Origin of the sequence: Aestuariivirga sp. (assembly GCF_041738905.1) — a bacterium.
Taxonomy (GTDB): Bacteria; Pseudomonadota; Alphaproteobacteria; order Rhizobiales; family Aestuariivirgaceae; genus Aestuariivirga.
Map to the genome: position 1 here is coordinate 1 of NZ_JBGSOZ010000194.1, position 18,171 is coordinate 18,171.

Annotated in this window: 20 protein-coding genes; 15 read left to right on the forward strand and 5 right to left on the reverse strand. The window is 62.5% G+C overall.

All coding sequences use genetic code 11. The annotated features are described in order from the left end of the window. Positions 1–58: 58 nt before the first annotated feature. Complete coding sequence (locus tag ACEW8Q_RS18650) at positions 59–1,057, reverse strand: AAA family ATPase (protein ID WP_373505565.1); 999 nt, start codon at positions 1,055–1,057, stop codon at positions 59–61. Between the two features lie 129 nt (positions 1,058–1,186). Here ACEW8Q_RS18650 and ACEW8Q_RS18655 point away from each other — a divergent pair, with 129 nt between their 5' ends. The 11 genes from ACEW8Q_RS18655 (at position 1,187) to ACEW8Q_RS18705 (ending at position 9,319) form a co-directional block, all read left to right on the forward strand. After that, on the forward strand, positions 1,187–1,768 hold the full coding sequence (locus tag ACEW8Q_RS18655) for a DUF1285 domain-containing protein (RefSeq protein ID WP_373505566.1): 582 nt from the start codon (positions 1,187–1,189) through the stop codon (positions 1,766–1,768). Beyond that, the gene (locus ACEW8Q_RS18660; RefSeq protein ID WP_373505567.1) at positions 1,765–2,394 is read left to right on the forward strand and encodes a CoA pyrophosphatase; all 630 of its coding nucleotides are present in this window, start codon (positions 1,765–1,767) and stop codon (positions 2,392–2,394) included. The genes ACEW8Q_RS18655 and ACEW8Q_RS18660 overlap by 4 nt, the downstream gene beginning before the upstream one ends. Continuing rightward, positions 2,391–3,572: a CCA tRNA nucleotidyltransferase gene (locus ACEW8Q_RS18665; protein ID WP_373505568.1), complete on the forward strand. Its 1,182-nt coding sequence runs from the start codon at positions 2,391–2,393 to the stop codon at positions 3,570–3,572. Before ACEW8Q_RS18660 ends, ACEW8Q_RS18665 begins: the two co-directional genes overlap by 4 nt. A gap of 9 nt (positions 3,573–3,581) precedes the next feature. Further along, a complete protein-coding gene (locus tag ACEW8Q_RS18670; protein WP_373505569.1) occupies positions 3,582–3,947 on the forward strand; it encodes a cupin domain-containing protein in 366 nt (121 codons plus the stop codon). Between the two features lie 5 nt (positions 3,948–3,952). Then, positions 3,953–4,705 (forward strand): SDR family oxidoreductase, encoded by a 753-nt coding sequence (locus ACEW8Q_RS18675; RefSeq protein ID WP_373505570.1) that lies wholly within the window; start codon positions 3,953–3,955, stop codon positions 4,703–4,705. Next, complete coding sequence (gene folB / locus ACEW8Q_RS18680) at positions 4,702–5,103, forward strand: dihydroneopterin aldolase (protein ID WP_373505571.1); 402 nt, start codon at positions 4,702–4,704, stop codon at positions 5,101–5,103. The genes ACEW8Q_RS18675 and folB overlap by 4 nt, the downstream gene beginning before the upstream one ends. 132 nt (positions 5,104–5,235) lie before the next feature. Further along, positions 5,236–5,676 carry a BA14K family protein gene (locus ACEW8Q_RS18685; protein ID WP_373505572.1) on the forward strand — a complete coding sequence of 147 codons (441 nt, stop codon included), beginning with the start codon at positions 5,236–5,238 and terminating at the stop codon, positions 5,674–5,676. 111 nt (positions 5,677–5,787) lie between these two features. Further along, the gene (gene uvrC / locus ACEW8Q_RS18690; protein ID WP_373505573.1) at positions 5,788–7,704 is read left to right on the forward strand and encodes an excinuclease ABC subunit UvrC; all 1,917 of its coding nucleotides are present in this window, start codon (positions 5,788–5,790) and stop codon (positions 7,702–7,704) included. Continuing rightward, positions 7,701–8,309: a CDP-diacylglycerol--glycerol-3-phosphate 3-phosphatidyltransferase gene (gene pgsA / locus ACEW8Q_RS18695; protein WP_373505574.1), complete on the forward strand. Its 609-nt coding sequence runs from the start codon at positions 7,701–7,703 to the stop codon at positions 8,307–8,309. The genes uvrC and pgsA overlap by 4 nt, the downstream gene beginning before the upstream one ends. Beyond that, a complete protein-coding gene (gene moaD, locus ACEW8Q_RS18700; protein ID WP_373505575.1) occupies positions 8,310–8,561 on the forward strand; it encodes a molybdopterin converting factor subunit 1 in 252 nt (83 codons plus the stop codon). Further along, the gene (locus ACEW8Q_RS18705; protein WP_373505576.1) at positions 8,561–9,319 is read left to right on the forward strand and encodes a pseudouridine synthase; all 759 of its coding nucleotides are present in this window, start codon (positions 8,561–8,563) and stop codon (positions 9,317–9,319) included. The genes moaD and ACEW8Q_RS18705 overlap by 1 nt, the downstream gene beginning before the upstream one ends. A 7-nt stretch (positions 9,320–9,326) precedes the next feature. Here ACEW8Q_RS18705 and ACEW8Q_RS18710 read toward each other — a convergent pair whose 3' ends face one another. From ACEW8Q_RS18710 to ACEW8Q_RS18720, 3 genes are all read right to left on the reverse strand, one after another. Next, positions 9,327–10,043, reverse strand: a complete 717-nt coding sequence (locus ACEW8Q_RS18710; RefSeq protein ID WP_373505577.1) for an HAD-IA family hydrolase — start codon at positions 10,041–10,043, stop codon at positions 9,327–9,329. A 114-nt stretch (positions 10,044–10,157) separates the two neighbouring features. Further along, complete coding sequence (locus ACEW8Q_RS18715) at positions 10,158–10,586, reverse strand: organic hydroperoxide resistance protein (protein WP_373505578.1); 429 nt, start codon at positions 10,584–10,586, stop codon at positions 10,158–10,160. 73 nt (positions 10,587–10,659) lie between these two features. Next, complete coding sequence (locus ACEW8Q_RS18720) at positions 10,660–11,544, reverse strand: DMT family transporter (protein ID WP_373505579.1); 885 nt, start codon at positions 11,542–11,544, stop codon at positions 10,660–10,662. A 418-nt stretch (positions 11,545–11,962) separates the two neighbouring features. On the opposite strand from ACEW8Q_RS18720, the gene ACEW8Q_RS18725 reads away from it, so the two are divergent. The 3 genes from ACEW8Q_RS18725 to ACEW8Q_RS18735 all read left to right on the forward strand — a co-directional run bounded on the left by ACEW8Q_RS18725 (position 11,963) and on the right by ACEW8Q_RS18735 (position 14,676). Next, positions 11,963–12,676 (forward strand): hypothetical protein, encoded by a 714-nt coding sequence (locus tag ACEW8Q_RS18725; protein ID WP_373505580.1) that lies wholly within the window; start codon positions 11,963–11,965, stop codon positions 12,674–12,676. An 88-nt stretch (positions 12,677–12,764) separates the two neighbouring features. Continuing rightward, on the forward strand, positions 12,765–14,054 hold the full coding sequence (locus tag ACEW8Q_RS18730) for an NAD(P)/FAD-dependent oxidoreductase (RefSeq protein WP_373505581.1): 1,290 nt from the start codon (positions 12,765–12,767) through the stop codon (positions 14,052–14,054). 1 nt (position 14,055) lies between these two features. Continuing rightward, complete coding sequence (locus tag ACEW8Q_RS18735) at positions 14,056–14,676, forward strand: DsbA family protein (protein ID WP_373505582.1); 621 nt, start codon at positions 14,056–14,058, stop codon at positions 14,674–14,676. 44 nt (positions 14,677–14,720) lie between these two features. Here the strand turns inward: ACEW8Q_RS18735 and ACEW8Q_RS18740 are convergent, their stop codons facing one another. After that, positions 14,721–16,076 carry a TrkH family potassium uptake protein gene (locus tag ACEW8Q_RS18740; protein ID WP_373505583.1) on the reverse strand — a complete coding sequence of 452 codons (1,356 nt, stop codon included), beginning with the start codon at positions 16,074–16,076 and terminating at the stop codon, positions 14,721–14,723. A 106-nt stretch (positions 16,077–16,182) separates the two neighbouring features. Between ACEW8Q_RS18740 and dnaG the strand changes: the two genes are divergently transcribed. Continuing rightward, positions 16,183–18,117 (forward strand): DNA primase, encoded by a 1,935-nt coding sequence (dnaG, locus tag ACEW8Q_RS18745; RefSeq protein WP_373505584.1) that lies wholly within the window; start codon positions 16,183–16,185, stop codon positions 18,115–18,117. Positions 18,118–18,171: the final 54 nt, after the last annotated feature.

Consider the following 18,171-nt stretch of genomic DNA (forward strand, 5'->3'; position numbering starts at 1 on the left):
GCGCGACTGCGCCGCGGCGCGGTCGGTGAGGCTGAGGGCTTGAGCCTGTGACATCTGGTCAGGCAAGCAGCTTCGTGAGGCGCTCGATCGTCCCGTCGATGGTGTGACCGTCGGCGCGTGCGGTGAAGTTGAGCGCCATGCGATGGCGGAACACCGGGCCAAGCAGGGCCATCACGTCGTCGAGCGATGGAGACAGCCTGCCTTGGAGAAGTGCCCTGGCACGGGCGCCCAGCATGAGAGACTGGCTGGCGCGCGGGCTCGGCCCCCAGGCCACATTGCGGTTCACGAACTCGTCGGCATCGGGCCCCGGCCGTGCGGCGCGCACGACCCGCAGGATTGATTCCGCCACCTGCTCGCCCACGGGGATGACGCGGGTCAGGCGCTGGGCGTTCATCAGTTCCGTGGTCGAGAGTACCTTCTCGGGCTGTTCTTCGGCTGAACCGGTCGTTGCAAACAACATGCGGCGCTCGGCATCGAGCGAGGGGTAGGGCACGTCGATCTGGACGAGGAAGCGATCAAGCTGAGCCTCGGGCAGCGGATAGGTGCCTTCCTGTTCGATCGGGTTCTGGGTCGCAAGCACATGGAAGGGGCGCGGCAGGTCATGGCGGACACCCGCCACCGTCACATGATGCTCCTGCATGGCCTGCAGAAGCGCCGACTGCGTGCGGGGACTGGCGCGATTGATTTCGTCCGCCATCATCAACTGACAGAAGACGGGGCCGGGCACGAAGCGAAACTGGCGGCGGCCGCCCTCGGTCTCGTCCAGCACTTCGGAGCCCAGAATATCAGCGGGCATCAGGTCGGGCGTGAACTGCACCCGCTTTTCGTCAAGTCCGAGGACGCGGCCCAGCGTTGTCGCGAGCTTGGTCTTGGCAAGTCCCGGTGCGCCGACGAGCAGCGCATGGCCGCCGCCCAGGATGGCGATCAAGACCTGTTCCACCACCTCATCCTGGCCGAAGATGATGCGGCCGATCGCGGCGCGGGCTTTGACAAGCCTCTCGCCAGTGGCTTCGAGGTCGGCGATGATCTGACGGTCTGCTTCGTTGATGCTGGGCATGACGCTCACTATAGTTGCTCCCGGAGGACATAATGGCCATGGGATGCCTTTGGACTTAATGACATCCTCGTGAACGAGAATGGCCTAAAAGAGGCGGGTTCGCACCCGACTCAGAGTTACGACCGCAAGATGAGCACAGATCAGAGAGATGCAAGCAACCCCCTGAGGGGACTGGGCGAGGCACGGACGGCCAAGGGACCGCCGCCGGTGCATCTGTGGAACCCGCCCTTCTGTGGCGACATCGACATGCGGATCGCACAGGATGGCACGTGGTTCTACATGAACTCGCCCATCGGGCGCAAACCACTGGTGCAACTCTTTGCCTCGGTGCTGCGTCATGACGAGGACGGACATTACTTTCTTGTAACCCCTGTGGAAAAGGTCGGCATCCGGGTGGATGACGCGCCCTTCACGGCTGTGCGCATGCAGGTTGCGGGCGAGGGCGAGGCCCAGGTCATTTCGTTCGAGACCAATGTGGACGACGAAGTGACGGTCGATGAAACGCATCCCTTGCGCTTTGCGCCGGAAGAAGGAACGGGTGGCCTCAAGCCCTATGTTCTGGTGCGGGCGCGCCTCGAAGCTCTGGTCAGCCGGGCGCTGTTCTACGATCTTGCCGCAGCGGGCACGGTGAAGGATGGCTGGTTCGGAGTCTGGTCGTCGGGCCAGTTCTACCCCATGCAGAAGGCCTCCGAGATCGGACTGGCCTCGTGAGCTTCCGGTTCGATGAGGACGAATTCCGCGCCCGTGCCGCGAGGCTGCACGGCACACCGCCGGAGATTGCACGGCGAAGCGACGATGACCTGAACCCCAATGCCCGCCTCATTCCCGAAGGCGTGGTGCCCCGGCCCGCCGCCGTGCTGGTGCCGCTGGTGCCACGCGAGGGCGCACTCCACATGCTGCTGACCCAGCGCCAGCCCCATATGCGGGCCCACGCGGGGCAGGTGGCCTTTCCCGGCGGCCGCATCGACGACACCGATCTTAGTCCTGTTGCGGCAGCTCTCCGCGAGACGGAAGAGGAGACGGGTATTGCACCCTCTTTCGTGGAGCCTCTGGGCTTTCTCGACACCTATCTCACCGGAACATCCTATCGCGTCATTCCCGTGGTGGGGATCGTGCGGCCGGGGTTCACGGTGACGCCGCATGAAGGCGAGGTCGCGGATGTCTTCGAGGTGCCATTGTCGTTTCTGATGGACCCCGGACACCACGAGCGCCACTCGCGGGACTATGAGGGCCGCGAGCGATTCTTCTATGCGATGCCGTGGCAGGACCGCTACATCTGGGGCGCCACCGCCGGCATGATCCGCAATCTCTATGCGATGGTTTACGAGACACCATGACGGAGCTTCCTTCGCTTGCCCGCGCAAAGTGGCTGAAGGCGCCCACGCTGCAACGCGTGATGAAAACCATCGCGGATGCGGGCGGTGAAGCACGCGTCGCGGGGGGTGCTGTCCGCAATACGCTGCTCAAGATTCCGGTGAGCGACATCGACGTCGCCACAACGCTTTCGCCCGAACGCGTGATGGAGGCTTGCGCGGCCCAGGGCATGAGTGTTCATCCTACAGGGATCGATCATGGCACGGTGACCGTCGTTGCCGATCATCACCCTTATGAAGTCACGACGCTTCGCCATGACGTTGAAACCGATGGCCGCCGCGCCAAGGTGAAATTCACCGACGACTGGCAGGCCGACGCCATGCGGCGCGACTTCACGATGAATGCGATGTACTGCGACTTGCGCGGTAAAATATATGACTTTACAAATGGTTACCGTGACATTCTGCGAAAGAAGATCATCTTCGTCGGCAGCCCCTCGCAACGGATCGAAGAAGACTATCTGAGAATCCTGCGCTTCTTCCGTTTCCATGCGCGCTTCGGCAAGGGTTCACCGGACAAGGCGGGTCTCCTATCATGCGTGGAGCACAGGAAGGGCCTCGACGCGCTGTCGGCGGAACGCGTGCGGCAGGAAATGTTCAAGCTGATGGCGGCGCCCGGCGCCATCCCCACGCTGAAGCTGATGGCGAAGCATGGCATCCTTTCGCATCTTCTTCCGCATACGGAGGATTGGCGCGTGATCTCGCGGCTGCCGCTTGATCCGGTGCTGCGGCTTTCCGTGCTTGCGTCCGACCCGCTGTCGATGAAAGAGCGCTGGCGCCTGTCGAACCACGACGGCAAGCGCCTCGACGACATTGCCGGACTGATGCCGCCGTCGCCAGCCCTTCGTTCCCACGAGCAGCGCATCATCCTTTACCAGATGGGGCCTGAGACCTGGCGCGACCTCGTGCATGTGGCATGGGCGCGCTCCAGCGCGTCGATGGATGATGCAAGCTGGAAGAAACTGCTCCGGCTTCCGGACCGCTGGCTGATCCCGGCCATGCCCGTCTCCGGCCGTGACCTTATCGCTGCCGGCATGAACCCCGGGCCTGAGATCGGCGTAACATTGCGTGGGCTTGAAGACTGGTGGGTGGCGTCGGGTTTCGAGCCGGGTAAAGATGAACTCCTGAAACGGATAAGGTGAGGACGGACAATGGCCGACATTCTGGTGATGAAGACCAAGGGCAAGAACGCGCCCGACGTGGAAAAGGGAAAGCCCGATCCGGAAAAGCTGCTGAAGGGCAAGTACAACACCAGGACGTGGAACCACTTTACCGGCGAAGATGGCCGGCTGTTCTGCGGCGTGTGGGAATCGACGCCCGGCAAGGTGAAGGTGAAGTACGAGGAATGGGAATTCTGCCATTTCATCGAAGGCAAGGCCATTCTCACCAATGACGAGGGCAAGTCCTGGACGCTGAAGAAGGGTGACGCCTTCATCATCCCGGCGGGCTTCAAGGGTACGTGGGAGACGGTCAAGAAGGTGAAGAAGCACTACGTCATTCTCATGCCGAAGACGTGACTGCCATGAAATCGGTTCTCGTGACGGGCTCCGCCAAGCGGATCGGCCGCAGGCTGGCGCTCGATCTCGCCAAGGACGGATGGGATGTCGCGGTCCATTGCAACAGTTCCATTGCCGAGGCCGAAGAGGTGGCGGGTTTCATCCGCGGCATCGGCCAGCGCGCCGTCATCGTGCGGGGCGATCTCTCGCAGGCCGATGTGCCGGACCGCCTGATTGCGGAGGCGGCGGATGGGCTGGGCGGTCTTACCTGCCTCATCAACAATGCCTCGCTTTTCGAGCCGGACGAAGTGGGTTCGATCACGCAGGCGAGCTGGGCCGAGCATCTCGACACCAACCTGCGGGCGCCGGTGTTCCTGAGCCAGGCTTTCGCCAGGCAATTGCCTGAAGGTCACGAAGGCAACATCATCTCCATCATCGACCAGCGTGTGTGGAAGCTGAACCCACGGTTCTTTTCCTATACGACATCCAAGTCCGGCCTGTGGACCGCGACGAGGACGCTCGCACAGGCGCTGGCGCCCCGGATCAGGGTCAATGCCATTGGCCCTGGCCCGGCGCTGCCGTCTGCCCGCATGGACCAGGCCGAGTTCGACAAACAGGCCGCCCTGACGCTTCTGGGCCGCGGCACGTCGCCTGCGGAGATATCGGCGGCGGTCAAATTCATATTGTCGCAACCGGCGCTCACGGGCCAGATGATCGCGCTCGATGGCGGGCAGCATCTGGTCTGGCAGACGCCCGACGTGATGGAGGTCACCGAATGAGCAAGAAGCCGATGATCAGCCACCACGTTGCGAGTGCCTCGTCGGGGCTCCGCCATGTCTTCGTGCGCGACCTCGACATGATGGCGCTGATCGGAATCTACGATCACGAGAAGACTGACCCGCAGCGGATCATCGTCAACATCGACCTCTCGGTGAAGGAAGGTGCAGGCCCGAAGGACGACGATATCGGCCATGTCGTATCCTACGAGATCGTGGTGAAGAAGGTCGAAGCCATCGTCTCGGCCGGCCACATCAACCTTGTGGAGACGCTGTGCGAGAAGATCGCGGCGTCGTGCCTCACCGACAAGCGCGTCGTGGCCGCGCGGGTGAGGGTCGAGAAGCCCGACATTATCAAGAATGCCCGCAGCGTGGGCGTCGAGATCGAGCGTTCCCGCTAGGATAACCCGTCCGGACGATTTGTTGCTCCTACGCGCGGCGCGGGAACTTTCGCCATTATTTGACGTTACAAACTCAAGCCCGCAACGTTTTCCCCGCTGGGAAGCCGAGAGGCAATCACTGGAGTGACTATCATGTTGAAGAAGAGCATCATTGCAATGGCCATGCTGGGGGCGGGCGTGCTGGGTCTGTCCGGCCTGTCCAGCACCGCCTCTGCCTTTGCAGTTCCGGCCCAGACGAGCGCCCAGACGGCGCCGGAATCGACCCTCCTGACGGAAGTGGCGCGGCGGCATGTGAACCGCCACGTCCGCTATGACCGGCATCGCCATGGCGCGCGTTGCAACCGCTACGGCAACAACTGCCGCTACCGCTACAATGGCTACTATTATGCCTCGCCCTGGTGGCTGCTTCCCGCAGTCGGCGCCACCGTCATCATCGGCAGTTCGAACAGCGGCGGCCGCAACCGCCACGAAGCCTGGTGCTACAACAATTACCGGTCCTACAATGAGCGGAACAACACCTGGATTTCCTACAGCGGCCAGGTCCGCCAGTGCGTGAGCCCGTACAGGTACTGAAGCCGCTTTCGCAGCTTCCGGAACACCGGCGTCCCCAGGGGCGCCGGTTTTTTGTTGGCATATCGGGTAAGCCTCCCCAATTTGGCGTGGCGGATGTAGAAGACCCCCACCATGACCACGCCTGAATCAGTTCCCGATCGCGGCATCGATGCCCTGTCCGGCCAGTCGGCGACCGGCGCCGACCTGATCCGTGACTTCGTCTCGCGCCTGCCCGGCAAGCCCGGCGTCTACCGCATGTATGACGCCAAGGGCGATGTCATCTATGTGGGCAAGGCGCGCAACCTGAAGAATCGCGTGTCGAACTATACTCGCCTCTGGGGTCATACGAACCGCATCGCGGCGATGATCGCGCTCACCGCCAACATGGAGTTCGTGACGACCAGCACCGAGGCCGAAGCGCTTCTGCTGGAAGCCAATCTCATCAAGAAGCTCAAGCCCCGCTTCAACGTGGTGCTGCGTGACGACAAGTCGTTTCCCTATATCCTGATCGCCAAGGACCACGCCGTTGCGCAACTGGTGAAGCATCGCGGGGCGCGCAATCGCAAGGGCAACTATTTCGGGCCATTTGCTTCCGCAGGCTCCGTCAATCGCGCCATCAACACGCTGCAGAAGGCTTTTCTTCTGCGGTCCTGCACCGACAGCGTCTACGCGAACCGCACGAGGCCCTGCCTGCTCTACCAGATCAAGCGCTGCGCGGCGCCTTGCGTGAACTATATCGAGAAAGCGCCCTATGACGAACTGGTGAAGGAGGCGGAAGCCTTTCTGAATGGCAAGAGCCAGACCGTGAAGGCGGAACTGGCCCAGCAGATGGAAGCCGCTGCCGAGGCGCTCGATTTCGAGCGCGCCGCTGCCTATCGGGACCGCATCCAGGCCATGAGTTTCGTGACCCAGACGCAAGGCATCAATCCGCAAGGCGTCGAGGAGGCCGATGTGTTTGGGCTGGCACAGGAGGGCGGGCAAGTCTGCATCCAGGTGTTCTTCTTCCGCTCGTACCAGAACTGGGGAAACCGCGCGTATTATCCCAAGGCCGACCGGTCGCTGGAGCCGCCCGAGATCCTCGCGTCGTTCCTGGCCCAGTTCTATGACGACAAGCCGGTGCCGGGGCTGGTGCTGCTGTCGCACGAGATCGAGGAGCGTGCCCTCCTCGAGGAGGCACTCTCCACCCATGCAGGCCACCGTATCGAGCTTGCGGTTCCGCAGCGCGGCGAGAAGAAGGGGCTGGTCGATCACGCGGTGACCAATGCGCGCGAGGCGCTGGGGCGGCGGATGGCCGAATCCTCCTCGCAGACGAAACTGCTGGAGGGCGTGCAACGCGTCTTCGGATTGCCGGAGGTGCCGCAACGGATCGAGGTCTACGACAACTCCCACATCCAGGGCACCAATCCCGTGGGCGCCATGATCGTGGCCGGGCCGGATGGCTTCACGAAGTCGCAGTACCGCAAGTTCAACATTCGCACCGAGGAGATCGGGTCCGACGACTTCGCCATGATGCGGGAAGTGCTCACCCGCCGGTTCAGCCGGCTCCTCAAGGAGCAGGGCGAGCGGGGGGAGGACAATCCGAACGAGGTTCAGGCATGGCCCGACCTGGTGCTGATCGACGGCGGGCAGGGCCAGCTTTCGGCGGCGAAGGCGGTGATGGACGAGTTGGGGTTGAGCGATCTTCCGATGGCGGGCGTCGCCAAGGGGCCGGACCGGGATGCCGGCCGCGAGCATTTCTACGTGTCCGGAAAGCCATCGTTCATGCTCGAAGCGCGCGATCCGGTGCTTTACTACATTCAGCGCCTGCGGGATGAGGCGCATCGCTTTGCCATCGGCTCTCATCGCGCCCGGCGCTCCAAGGCCATTGCCGTCAATCCGCTCGACGAGGTTCCCGGCATAGGCCCCACGCGCAAGAAATCCTTGCTGCAGGCCTTCGGTTCGGCCAAAGCGGTATCGCGGGCCAGCGTTACCGACCTGTCCGCCGTGGAAGGGGTCAGCACAGCCTTGGCACAGGCTATTTACGACCACTTCCATGAAGGTGCAGAATGAGCGGCGCAATGCGTGGAACGGATACGGCAAAGACGGTGAAATATTCGAAGGTCTGGAACCTCCCGAACATCCTGACTTATGGCCGTATCACGGCCGTCCCCATCGTGGCGGGGCTACTGCTGATGGGCGGCAACAACGCGCGCTGGACGGCGCTCGCCATCTATGTGGTGGCCGCCATCACCGATTTCTTCGATGGCTACCTGGCCCGCAAGTGGCAGCAGCAGTCGTCGCTGGGCCGGATGCTCGATCCCATCGCGGACAAGGTTCTGGTGGCCGTTGTGCTGCTGGTGCTGTGCGCCGATGGCGTGCTGCTTGGCGGACACATATGGGCCGCCATCATTATCCTGTCTCGCGAGGTCCTCGTCTCTGGCCTGCGCGAGTACCTCGGCGAGTTGCAGGTCTCCGTTCCGGTCACGAAGATCGCCAAGTGGAAGACGACAGTTCAACTCGTCGCAATCGGCTTTCTCATTGCAGGGCCGGCGGGCGACACGATCATCCCCCACACCACCACTGTCGGCATCGGGCTGCTGTGGGTGGCCGCCGCCCTTACACTCTACACCGGCTATGATTACTTCCGTGCCGGCATCCGTCATGTCGTTGATTGAATGAAGATCCTTTACTTTGCACGCATCCGGCAGATTGCAGGCCGCAACATGGAAGAGGTCGATGTGCCGCCGGCTGTCACCACGGTTGGTGAACTGATCGACTTTCTCAGCGCACGCGACCCCTCGGTTGCAGCGGCACTTGCCGAACGCCGCACGCTGCGTGCCGCCGTCGACCAGAACCATGTGGCTCTGGAGGCCAGCGTGGCGGGTGCTCGCGAGGTCGCGTTCTTTCCTCCTGTGACCGGCGGCTGATGCGCCTCAACGTTTATCTTCAGAAGGCGGGCATCGGCAGCAGGCGCGAGGCCGAGCGCATGGTGGCCGAAGGCCGCGTGACGGTGAATGGCACGATAGCGCTGCCAACGACGCCGGTTGAGGATGGCGACGCCGTGACGGTCAACGGCAAGCCCGTGGCGCCTGAGACGAAGCCCCTGCCGCGCCTGTTCGTGCTCAACAAGCCGGTGGACGTGCTTGTGACCCATCGCGACCACAAGGGCCGCAAGACGATCTTCGATCTCCCCGCGATGAACCCGCCGCTGTGGCCTGCGTCCAACCCGCGCGTGATGAATGTTGGCAGGCTCGACGTGAACAGCGAAGGCCTCCTTTTGCTCAGTTCAGACGGGCCCCTCGCACAGGCGATGATGAATCCCGATACTGCGTTGGCGCGCGTCTATCGCGTGCGTGTGCGCGGCGCCCTGAAGCCCGAGCAGATCGAAGCGCTTGCGCGTGGGGTCACCATCGACGGCGTCAGCTATCGTGGTGCTGAGTTCGTCGAGGAGTATGGCAAGAGCGGTCGCTCCAACAGCTGGTACCGCTGCGTTCTCACCGAGGGCAAGAACCGCGAGATCCGCAAGCTGATGGAGTATTTCGGCTGCGTGGTGAACCGCCTGATCCGCGTGCAGTATGGTCCCTTCACGCTGGACGAGCTTGCCATCGGCGCCATCCGCGAAGTGCCGCCTCAAAAAGTGAAATCCTTCCTCGACTATCTGGCGTCGAAGAATATCCAGTTCTGAGGCGCGGCTACTTTCCGGCGTTCACTGCGTCCGCCAGTTCTACCAGGCTGCCGAAGTGATAGTCTGGGATCGCCACGCTCTCCACCTTCGGCGTGGCGCCGGCGCCGGGCTTGCCCTTGCGGCGCTCGATCCAGCAGGTGTGATAGCCGAGCCTGAGGGCCACCGCGATGTCGTGGTACTGGCTCTGCGCCACGTGGAGAATATCACCGAAGCCATATCCCTCCTTGCTCAGCCGGCCGCGCACGAAGGCGAAGACTTGCGGGTCGGGCTTGTTCCAGCCCACCATTTCGGCCGTCACGAGATCGTCGAAGGGAAGGTCGAGCGTCTTGGCGAAATGCGACAGCGCCCAATTGTCGGAATTGGTCATGGCGACGAGATAGAAATGCTTCCGCAGCCTATTCAGCGCCGCGATCGAGTCCGGGAAGGCGGGCCAATTTGGAATCGACAGGCGGAAGTTCTCGACGTCGTCTTCCGTGCCCGGGAGTCCCAGCACGTCCGCCATCTCGCGGTACATCGGCGCCATCATGGACGGGAAGGGCAGGCGCGGTGCCTCATGGTGCTGGCGATCCTCGGCCGCGGCATAGGCTTCGAGAATGGTCTGGTCGGTGAGCTTCACGCCTGCGGCTTTTGCCTTGGCCTGCACGTAATCGAGAATGCCGGCCTCGAAGTCGATCAGTGTTCCCACGACATCGAATGTCAGTACTTTGCGGTCGGTCAGCGGCATGTAACGGAATCCCTTGCTTGATACTACAGATTAGGTCGAGCCGCGCACCGACGTCACCCATGAAAAAGCGCAGGGCGCTCATGCAGCCCTGCGCCTAGATTACCTGATTGCCGATCAGACGACCGTCGTCTTCACGTCGATGTTGTTGCGGATCGACCAGGAATAGGGACACACGGTATGGGCCTTGCGGGCAATCTCTTCCGCCTTCGCCTTCTCCACGCCGGGAAGATGCACGTCCATCGCCACGGCGATCTCGAAGCCACCGCCGTCATCGCGGGAGCCGAGCGTCACATGGGCGGTGACGGTTGAATCCGGCGTGATCGTCACCGGGGGCTGTTCCTTGCCGGCCACGAACTTGATGGCGCCGAGGTAACAGTTTGAATAGCCGGCCGCAAAGAGCTGTTCGGGGTTGTAGCCATCGTCATTTCCGCCCAGTGCCTTTGGCGTGCCGATCTTCAGGTCGACCAGGCCATCCTCGCTCTTGGCGGAGCCATTGCCGCGGCCGCCGGTGGCTGTCACGGTCGATGTGTAAAGAGATTTCATTGTTATCCTCCTGAGATTACTGTCTTTGAACGTTCCATTGCGCAATTTGGATGTTGGCTCCCGCATCCGCAAGTCATTTTGGCCGGAACTTGCGGGTGGCAAGCGCCACACCGACGGCCGCGAGCGCGAAGCCCGCCCAACCCATCAGTGGCATTTCCTCACCGAGCAGCGGCCAGGCCATCAACGCCGAGATGGGCGGCACGAGGTAGAACAGCGAGGAGACCCGGCTCACCTCGCCCGCGCGGATCATGGCGAGCAGCAGCGACATGGCGATAATCGAGTTGCCGATGACGAGATAGGCGAGTGCCGCAAGAAACGGCAGATTCCACTCGAAGGAAAAGCTTTCGAAGACCATTGCAAGCGGGAGGACGCCTGCGAGCCCGGCAAGATATTGTACAGCATTGGACACGACCGGGTGATGGCTCTTGCCGAAGCGCTTCTCCCATAGTGTGCCGATAGTGATGCCCGCCAGCGCGCCGACTGCGGCCAGCACGCCCACTGGATGTTCCATCTCGACCGACGACCGCGACAGGATGACGGTTGCAGCACCTCCCAGACCCAGCGCCAGGCCCAGCCAGCGCAGGATGCTCACTTTCTCGCCCGTGAACTGGGGCGCGATGAGGCCAACGAGGATGGGCTGCAGGCAGACGATGATGGCGACACCGCCCGCCGAGACGCCCGCCTTGAAGGCAATATAGGAGAGGCCGAAATAGACGGTCTGGATGAGCACGCCGACGACGGCAAGGTTGCCCCATTCGGACGCCTTCTGGGGCAACGGGGGCCTGAGGAGGATGACCAGCGGGGCGAGCAGCGCGCAGACGGCGGCATAGCGCAGGGCAAGGAAACTCAGCGGCTCAGCATGGATGATGCCGAGCTTCGCCACGGAAAATCCGCCCGACCACAGGAGCAGGAAGATGACAGGTGCTGCATAGAGCCAGAGCGGCTTGGTCGGTGACATGGGGCGGACCATAGGGAAGCAGCCCGCATCATGCTATGGCGCGGCTCAATCTGGCCTCATGCGTCAGCGGCATGGCGGATGCCGCCGGCTGTGGCCCGCAATGCTGCACTGCCAATTGCCGAGAATGGCCGGTGCGCCTAGAATACGCCAATCATACGTCGCCGGGAGGTGCATAAACTCGTGAAATAGTGGTTGACTGTGTTCTTTCTGGTGGATGGCACATGGGTGCGGGGAGACCAGTTTGACGGATGGTCCCCACGCCCGTTTGAAACCCAGCAGGAATGCGTCACACACAAGCTGTTCGCGGAAAGAGAATGCGAGCTTTATCCTTTGGACTATCGGGCGGCCTGGGTGTGCTCCTTTGCCAGTCCCGCCACGGCGCCGCCGCCCGCATCGGTTCCCCAGATCGAGTGCTGACATGAACGCCACGGCGGAACGCTTGCCCGAACTGCTTCGCCACTATCTGGCGATTGCATTTTCAGTGCTGGTGTCAGCAGCGGCCATCGACGCTCATGCCGCACAGACCGGATTTCCCGGATTGGAAATCTTCACGCATGAGGACCAGGCCGGCATTGCGAGCGATGCCGCCGGGCTTCGCTTCGAAGGCTCCATAACGCGTCCGCTGGCCGATGCGCTGGAACGGCTGCTCATTGTCGATGGAAAGCCCAAATACAAACGGCTGCTGCTGGAACTGAACAGCGAAGGCGGAGAGCTTGAGGCCGTCAAGCTGGTGGCCGGTGTTCTGAAGAAGGTCGGGTCCATGTCGGCATTGTCGACGCGTGTCATGGACGGAAAGGTCTGTGCCTCGGGGTGCCTTGCCCTTTTCATGCAAGGGCAGTCCCGCAAGGCCAGCACGTCATCGGTCTGGGTCTTTCACGGCGCCTGCTCGGCCAATACGAACGTGCCCTCGCTTGCCGCGACGGACCAGTTTCTCGATCTGCTCGTTGCCTCGGGCGTCAAGCGGGACTTCACCTGCAAGCTGGTGCAGGAGGGTTACGTGATCTCGCCCGGCGCCTTCATCCTCAGCGGGTATGAACTGTTCCACAATTACGATACCGGTATCATAACAGAACTATTGCCGAACTGGCGGCCGGAAGAACCCAGCGGCATGTGGATGGTGGTGCCGCGATAGACTGACGGCACGTTGCGTGCTTACGGCTGCAATGCGCCGCAGCTTGAAGGAATTGATCGGAGGGCGGGGAGTCTGTCATCATGCAGCGATGACTCACGCACACCTCCCCCTGCCCAAGAGCCTTTACGCCGAGACAGCGCGAGCCTTGTCCCCGGTGCCCGAACTGGATTTGGCGATCACGGCTTCCGTCGTCATCGTCGGTGGCGGGTACACGGGGTTGTCGACGGCATTGCATATGGCCGAACGCGGCATCGATGCCGTGGTGCTGGAGACACATGAGCCGGGCTGGGGCGCTTCGGGCCGCAATGGCGGCCAAGTCAATCCCGGCATCTATCCCGACCCGGAAAAGGTGATCGCCGATTTCGGCGAGGAGATGGGCCGCCGGATGCTGGCTTTTTCGAGCGCCGCGCCCGACAAGGTTTTTGCGCTGGTGAAGCAACACCAGATCGATTGCGAGGCAGCGCAGACGGGAACGCTCCGCGTGGCCTTCAATGCCGCGAAACTGGGTGCGACCCGCAACACCTTCGCGCAGTTACAGAAAACCGGTTCTCCCGCTACATGGATGGAGGCGTCCGATCTTGGTGCCGCCACCGGCACCGAGCGCTATCTCGGCGGCATCCGGTTTCCGCAAGGGGGCAAGCTCAACCCGCTGGGCTATGCGCGCGGGTTGGCGGAAGCCGCGCAGAAGGCGGGTGCCCGTATCTTCGGCGCATCGCCCGCGCTCTCGATTGCGCGCAACGGCACGCGATGGAAGGTCACGACGCCCAGGGGCAGCGTCACCGCCGACAGCCTCGTGCTGGCCGGCAATGCCTATACCGACGGGTTGTGGCCGAATCTGAAGCAGACCATCGTTCCGGTCTATTCCACAATCGTGGCGACCGCGCCCTTGAGTGACAATGTCGCGCGCTCGGTGATGCCATCGGGCAGCGTGCTCTACGAAGTGGCCAACAACACGGTCTACTACCGGCTCGATGCGAACAACCGGATGCTGATGGGCGGGCGGAGCCTGCAGCGCGACGTGACTCGCTTCGAGGACGCCGCCAACCTCATCGCGTACACGAAGCGGCTGTTCCCGCAATTGGCGGATGTGGCGTGGACGCATGTGTGGAACGGGCAGGTGGCGATCACCGCCGACTATCAGATCCACATGCATGAGCCCGCCGAAAACGTGCGTGTCGCGCTGGGCTACAATGGCCGCGGCGTCGCCATGGCTACCGCGATGGGGAGCGTTCTTGCGGACCGCATCGCGGGTGCCAGGCGCGAGGACCTGCCGATGCCCGTCACCGATCTCACTCCAATCGCTTTCCACCGCTTCCACAAGCTCGGCGTCAACATCCGGCTTGTTTATGGAAAGATCCGGGACCAGCTTGGGATCTGACATGCGCCGTCGTCTTCTTGCTCTCGCCCTGTTCATGTCCGTGTGTCCCGCAGCAATCCTCGCGCAGGAGATCGAGGGTGATGGGAAACCATCGCCCGCCTGGGACAGGCCACCGCTGCCTGACATGGCGCTGGGGCCAGCGGATGCCCGCGTCACTGTGATTGAATATGGCTCGGCGTCCTGCCCGAATTGTGCCGAGTTCCACATCTCGCATTTCGGGGCGCTCAAGGCGGCCTACATCAACAAGGGCAAGATCCGCTTCGTGTTCAGGGAATATCCGCACAATGACGCCGCCGTCGGCGCCTTCATGCTGGCCCGCTGCGCCCCGCCCGAACGCTATTTCGACTACCTCGACAGGCTCTTCGCCACGCAGAACAGCTGGACCAATGCGCCACGCGAGGGACTGGCGGCGATCGCCTCGGAACTTGGCATGGCGCAACCCGATTTCGAACGCTGCATGGCGGACGAGAAGCTCGCCAAGGCCATCGTCGAAGGCCGAAACCTCGCCCGCTCGCATGGCGTGGAGTCGGTTCCCACATTTTATATCGACGGTGAGCTTCACACCGGAGACAAGACCTACGAGGCCCTGTCGGCGGAGATCGACAGGCGGCTGGGGAAGTAGCGGAGCGATGCCGGGCGGCATGCCATGTGCAGCAGAACAAATTCCTACAGGATGATGTCGCGCGTCTTTCTGATTTCGAGGTCTTCCTGGCGTGTCACCAGTGCAAAGGAAACGAAGAAGGTGAGGATGCCGACGCGGCCGATCAGCATCACTGCGGTCACGATGAGCTTGCCCGCATCGTTGAGCTCGCCGGTCACCCCCATGGAGAGGCCAACCGTTGCCAATGCGGAGATGACTTCAAAAAGGGCCTTGTCGAAGGCATAGCTACCGGTGAGATCAAGCAGGGTCACTGCGGCAAGGATCACCACCAGTGCGATCACCAGCGTTCCAGCTGCCTGAATCACGCGCTGTTGAGGCAGGAGGTATCCGCCCAGGGAAACGGCGTCCCGCCCCTTGATGCTGGAAATCATGGTTGCGGCCAGAGTTGCAGCGGTCGTCGATTTCAGGCCGCCGCCCGTGCCTGCGGGCGACGCGCCAATGAACATGAGCAGATAAAGCACCAGGATGCTGGCAGACGACAGAGCGCCGATGGGAAGCGAGTTGAAGCCCACTGTCGTCGAAGCTGCCATTACCTGAAACAGGGCATTGGGAAATTGCTGAGCGACCGGCAGAGCGCGGATGGCGGGCTCGAAAATCCAGACGATAGCCGTTCCAGCCGCAAGCAGCCATGCCGATAGCCAGACCGTGATGCGTGTTGTGATCGAGAGCCGCCTCGGCCGGATGACAAGTGCCTCTAAGCACTCGGCGATGACGACGAAGCCGAAGGCGCCGCAGTAACTCAGCACGGAGAGCACGATCAGCATCGGCCCATTGTCCTTGTAGGCTTCAAAACTTGTTGGAAAAAGTGCAAAGCCCGCAGTGCAGAAGGCGGAGACCGAATGGAAAATGCCATTCCACAAGGCTCCGGCCGTTCCTGCCTGCTCGAACTGGTACATGAGAACCAGAGCGCCAACCGCTTCAATCATCAGCGTGGCAATCACCACCTGGCGCACGAAAGACGTCATCCTGAAGTTCTCTGGCAGGCCAAAGCCGGAGCGCGTCAATCGGCTTTGCGTGGGTGAGAGCTGTGCCCGCAGCATGATGTAGGCCATCGACATGAAGGTCATGTAGCCAAGGCCGCCGATCTGAATCAGCAGCAGGAGTATCAGTTCACCGCCGAAATTGAATGTCGAGCCGGGATCGAGCGTGACGAGACCCGTGGTGGATACAGCGGACGTGCTGAGGAACAGTGCGTCGATGAAGCCCACGCTTTCAGTCCGCGACTGTTCACGCATGACGGGAAGCATAAGTGCTACAGCGCCGAGCAGGGCGTATACCGTGTAGGCAAGTGCTGCGAGCAGGGCGGGATTCCGGCGCGCCGCCAGCCTGAACCAAATTCCAACACCCAGAGCTGCCGTCATCGTGGACTCCCTTTGGAGATGCTGGAAGCCATTCTTTACTGCACTGCAACACCGCTTGCAAACGAGGGACTTGCACGCGTGGTCCACATGGCCCACATCCCCTTTCATGCGCGTTCCTCCCTCATTCCTGGAAGACATCCGCGGCCGGGTATCGATTTCCTCCGTTGTCGGGCGGAAGGTGGCGTGGGACCGGCGGAAGTCCAATCCGGGCAAGGGCGATTACTGGGCCTGCTGCCCGTTCCATGGCGAGAAGTCGCCGTCCTTCCACGTCGATGACCGGAAGGGCCGCTACCATTGCTTCGGCTGCAAGGCTTCCGGCGATATCTTCACCTTCCTTGTCGAGAAAGAGGGCCTGAGCTTTCCTGAAGCCGTAGAGCGGTTGGCGGGCGAGGCGGGACTTGCCATGCCGCAGGTCTCCGAGGCCGATGCCCAGCGCGAGGAACAACGGGCCAGCCTCTATGACATCATGGAAATCGCTGCCAGGTTCTTCGAAGCCGAATTGCAGTCGGCGCGAGGTGCAAAGGCGCGGGGTTATCTGGCCGACCGTGAACTGGCCGTCACGATCCAGAAGGAATTCCGGCTGGGTTATGCGCCCGACGACCGCTCGGCCTTGAGGAACCATCTGGCGCAGAACAAGGTGGAGCCCGAGCAGATGGTCGAGGCTGGCCTCATCATCAAGGGCGAGGGGGCAAGCTACGACCGCTTCCGCGACCGGGTGATGTTCCCCATCCGCGACCCGCGCGGCCGTGTCATCGCCTTTGGCGGGCGCGCGCTGTCGAAGGACGTTGCCGCCAAGTACCTGAACTCGCCGGAGACGCCGCTCTTCCACAAGGGCCACGTTCTCTACAATCTAGACAAGGCGAGGGCCCCCGCCCACGAAAGGCAGGCGATCATCGCGGTCGAAGGCTATATCGACGTGATCGCCATGCACCGCGCCGGATTGCCGCATGCGGTGGCGCCCCTGGGCACGGCCCTGACCGAAGACCAATTGGCAATCCTGTGGAAACAGGCGCCGGAACCCACCTTGTGTTTCGACGGCGACGGGGCTGGTATCAAGGCGGCCTACCGGGCGCTGGACCTGGCGCTGCCGCTGCTGCAGCCGGGCCATTCGCTGAAATTCGCCCTGTTGCCGGAGGGACAGGACCCGGACGACCTGTTGAAGGGGCAGGGGCCCGATGCCGTTCGCGCCGTGGTGGAGGCTGCCCAGCCTTTGTCCGAGATGCTGTGGCAGCGGGCCTTGGCGGGTAACGACCGCTCCACGCCGGAACGAAGAGCCCAGTTCGAGCGGGATTTGCGCAGCCTTGTCAATACGATAGGCGACGAAGGTGTGCGGAAGCACTACCTCGCCGATGTGGCCGGCAGGCTGCAGGCGCTGTGGCAGCCGGCGGGCCGTGGGCGGGGAGCAGGGGGCTTCAAATCCCAGTCGGGCTACCAGCCGAAGAAAGGCTGGAAACCCAACCAGCGGCCATGGGACGTGCAGCAACCGCCCACCGCACAGCTGAAGCGGCTGGCCGCCACCCCCATGTTCCAGTCGGGGGCGGAGCGCCGCGAGCGGATGATCGTCCTCACGCTCATCAACCATCCGGACCTGCTGCACGAGGTCATCGACGAGTTCGCAAGCCTTGAAATGACGGCTCCGGAGCTTGACTCCCTCCGTACACAAATCATAGATAGCGCCGCCATGGGGTCCGGCCTTGACGGGACGGACATCCGTAGCCACTTGAAGCACAAGGGTTTGGGTCCATTGCTGGACCGGCTTGAAACCCAGGCGAAACGGCTGAACGAATGGTTCCTTGGGAGCGGGGCTGCGCAAGATGACGCCCGCACAGGCCTTCGTCAGATGATCGCCCTGCACCGTAAAACTGTAACCCTCGAGCGGGAGCTGAGGGCGGCTGAAGCCGCATTCGCTGCCGACCCGACGGAGGAAAAGCTGAACGCGCTCAAGGCGGTGCGCGAACAACTGTCGTCCCATGCGGGATCCGAGGCCCAGATCGAGGGCTTTGGAGCGGCATCGGGCCGGCAGGCCGACGCTATCAATTGAGCCGACCCAATCCGGGTTCGGGGCATTGAACAGGGTTAATCAGCGCTTAAGGCG